Origin of the sequence: Mesorhizobium sp. M8A.F.Ca.ET.021.01.1.1, from assembly GCF_003998025.1 — a bacterium.
Lineage (GTDB): Bacteria > Pseudomonadota > Alphaproteobacteria > Rhizobiales > Rhizobiaceae > Mesorhizobium.
The window spans coordinates 1-3,355 of the sequence record NZ_RZSJ01000645.1; the positions used below are offsets into that span (position 1 = coordinate 1).

The following is a 3,355-nucleotide window of genomic DNA, read 5'->3' on the forward strand; positions in this document are numbered from 1 at the left end:
GCCTTGGCAGCGCCGGATCGGCAAAGGACCCGGCCCGCTATGAACGCATGAACGCGTTTTGCGACGTGCTTGTGGTCGGCTCCGGCCCGGCCGGGCTGATGGCCGCCAAGGCTGCCGCCGATCAAGGCGCACGCGTTGTCCTGGCCGATCTCGAGCCGCGTTTCGGCGGTTCGGGCAACTGGTCGGGCGAAACCATCGATGGCGCACCGGCGGCTGAATGGGTGCGGCGCACCGTCGCCCAGCTCGAGGCCCGCGACAATGTCCGGCTTCTGCCGCGCACCACGGTCTGGGGTTACTACGACAACAACACGCTTGCCGCGCTCGAGCGGGTCAGCGACCACAAGGCGCAGCCCGCAAAGGGTGAGCCGCGCCATCGTTACTGGGCGATCCGCGCCGGATCCGTGGTGCTGGCCACCGGCGCCTTCGAAAGGCCGCTGGTGTTCCCGGGCAATGACCGGCCCGGCGTGATGCTGGCGCACGCGGCGGAGCGCTACGCCAACGAATTCGGCGTGCTGCCGGGGCAGCGGGTGGTGGTATTCACCAACAATGACAGCGCCTACCGGTCGGCGTTGGCGCTGAAGCAGGCAGGTGCTGCGATCGTTGCCATCGTCGACGTGCGCCCGCAACCGTCCGCCGAGATGAGCTCCCTGGCCGGCGAAGCCGAGGCGGAATTGCTGTCCGGCCATGCGGTGGTCGCCACGGAAGGTGGCAAGGCCTTGTCCGGCCTCAAGGTCCAGCGTTTCGACATGGTCGCCGGTGCGCTGAGCGGCGATGCGCGCAGCGTCCATGCCGATTGCCTGCTGATGTCGGGCGGCTGGTCGCCGACCATTCATCTGGCCAGCCAGGCCGGCGCCAAAGCGGAATGGAACGCCGCCCGGCAAGCCTTCCTGCCGCCCAAGCCGACACAAAACTGGATCGGCGCCGGTGCCTTCACCGGCAGCTTTTCGACGGTCGAGGCGATCGCCGAAGGACGCGCCGCAGGCCTTGCCGCGGCCGGAGGAACAGGCACGCCGGCGGCGCTGCCCACTGTCGAGGCAACTCCTGGAGACCAGGATCCCGCGCCTGTGTTCGAGATCAAGGGCAGCGGCAAGAGCTTTGTCGACTTCCAGCACGACGTCACGGCGGAGGATGTCCGCCTGGCGCAGCGCGACGGCTTCGTCTCAGTCGAGCACCTGAAGCGCTACACCACGCTCGGCATGGCCACCGACCAGGGCAAGAGCTCCAATGTTCCCGGCCTTGCCATCATGGCGGAAGCGCTCGGCAAGCCGATCCCGGAAGTCGGCACGACCCGCTTCCGGCCACCCTTCGCGCCGGTGTCGATCGGCTCGCTGGCAGCCGAACGTTTCGGTGACCTCAAGCCCGAGCGGCTTACGCCGATGCATGACTGGCACCTCGCCAATGGCGCGACCATGTATTCGGCCGGCCTCTGGTACCGGCCGATGATCTACGGGCTTTCAGGCGAGACTGTCGAACAGGCCTATGTGCGAGAAGCCAAGGCGACGCGCGAAAGTGCGGGCATGGTCGATGTCTCGACACTGGGCAAGATCGCCGTGCAAGGCCCCGACGCGGCCGCGTTCCTGGACCGCGTCTACACCAACATGTTCTCGACGCTCGCCGTCGGCAAGGCACGCTACGGGCTGATGCTGCGCGAGGACGGCTTTGCCTTCGACGACGGCACCACCTGGCGGCTGGGCGAACAGGATTTCCTGATGACCACCACCACGGCCAATGCCGGCAAGGTGATGCAGCATCTGGAATATTTCCTCGACGTGATCTGGCCGGAACTCAAGGTCCATGTCACCTCGGTGACCGACGAATGGGCGGGAGCCGCGATAGGCGGCCCCAAAGCGAGGCAGATTCTCGCGGCCTGTGTCACCGGCACGGCTGTCGACAATGCGACGCTGCCCTTCATGGGCATCGTGCACGGTGAGATATCAGGTGTGCCGGTAATGATTTGCCGGCTATCCTTCTCCGGCGAAATGGCCTTCGAAGTCTATTCCGGCGCCGGCCACGGCACCCACGTCTGGGAAGCCTTGGTCGAGGCCGGCAAGCCGTTCGGGCTGGTGACCTACGGGCTCGAGGCGCTGGGCACGATGCGCATCGAGAAGGGTCATGTCACCGGCGCCGAGATCGATGGCCGCACCACGGCGCGCGACCTGCATCTCGACTGGATGCTGTCGAAGAAGAAGCCGTTCATCGGCTCCGCGATGATGGACCGGGAAGGCCTCGTCGCGTCCGAGCGGCTGGAACTAGTCGGCCTGATCGCGCTCGACAACCGGCCGCTCAATGGCGGCGCGCATATTGTCGAGGAAGTCGACGAGGTCAATCCGCACGGCTCGATCGGGCACATCACCGCCTGCTGTTATTCGCCGGCGCTCGGCAAGCATATCGCGCTGGCGCTGGTCAAGGGCGGCAAGGCCAGGCACGGCACGCGTGCCCATGTCTCCGATCCCTTGCGCAGCCGCTTCGGGCCCGTGGAGATCGTCTCCAACCACTTCTACGATCCGGAAGGGACCCGCATGCATGGCTGAGCGTCAATCGCCCCTCGAGCCTGAATTCCAAGTCGGCTCGCACGGCAATTTCGAACATGGCGTCGAGATCCTGCTCACCGAAACCAGGCCGGGCTCGATCGTGCAACTCGCGGCATGGCCTGGCGAAGAGAAGAAACTGATGGCAGCGATCCGCGCCGTCAGCGGGCTCGCTCTGCCGGACGGCGCCGGCGGCGGCTTGAGCGACGGCGCGAAGTCGGTGTTCGGTTTCGCACCGGGAAAATTCACCGTGGCCGATGAGGCCGAAGGATTGGCCGCGGCCTTCGCCAAGGCGGTGACGCCGGCCATCGGCACGGTGACGGACCTGTCGCATGGCCGCACCGCCATCCGCATTGCCGGGCCGAAAGCCGAATGGGTGCTGTCGAAATTCTTCGCCATCGATTTCGCCCTGCCCGCCTTTCCGGTCGGCGCCGGCCGCTCGACAACGCATCACGATGTCTTCGCACAGATCCAGCGCACCGGCACCGACCAGTTCGACATCTATGTCTTCCGCTCTTTCGCCCGCTCGTTCTGGAAGGCGCTCTGCCATGCCAGCGAGGAAGTCGGCTACGAGGTGCAGTAGGCAGTGCGGCCGGATGTGCCCATTGCCGCTGCTTCTGGCCTCAATACCGGCCAGTTCTGCCGCTAGAGAATCCTGCCGCGGGCGCCCATGATGCAAAACATGGCCGCCCACGGTCCAAGGGATATGAAAATCCCGTCTCAAAGTCGGCATATTTGGTTCGAACATCCCCATGACTGCTGAACTATCCGCCGGCGCCACCGATCGCGCCGATGTGCCGGCCAGAGCCTTGCTCCTGCTGCCGCTG

The 3,355-nt window shown here is 65.9% G+C and carries 2 protein-coding genes; both read left to right on the plus strand.

Annotated features, from left to right (window positions below; all coding sequences use genetic code 11):
* The coding region (locus EOA36_RS31400) for a sarcosine oxidase subunit alpha family protein (protein WP_127280756.1) at nucleotides 1-2,531 on the plus strand (2,531 nt) is incomplete at its 5' end.
* On the plus strand, nucleotides 2,524-3,111 hold the full coding sequence (locus tag EOA36_RS31405) for a sarcosine oxidase subunit gamma (protein ID WP_127280757.1): 588 nt from the start codon (nucleotides 2,524-2,526) through the stop codon (nucleotides 3,109-3,111). The genes EOA36_RS31400 and EOA36_RS31405, both read left to right, overlap by 8 nt.
* Nucleotides 3,112-3,355 lie beyond the last annotated feature (244 nt).

What these genes read in the sequence shown, in the direction of transcription:
- EOA36_RS31405 (WP_127280757.1), top strand. Translation starts at nt 2,524, where the DNA reads ATGGCTGAGCGTCAATCGCCCCTCGAGCCTGAATTCCAAGTCGGCTCG.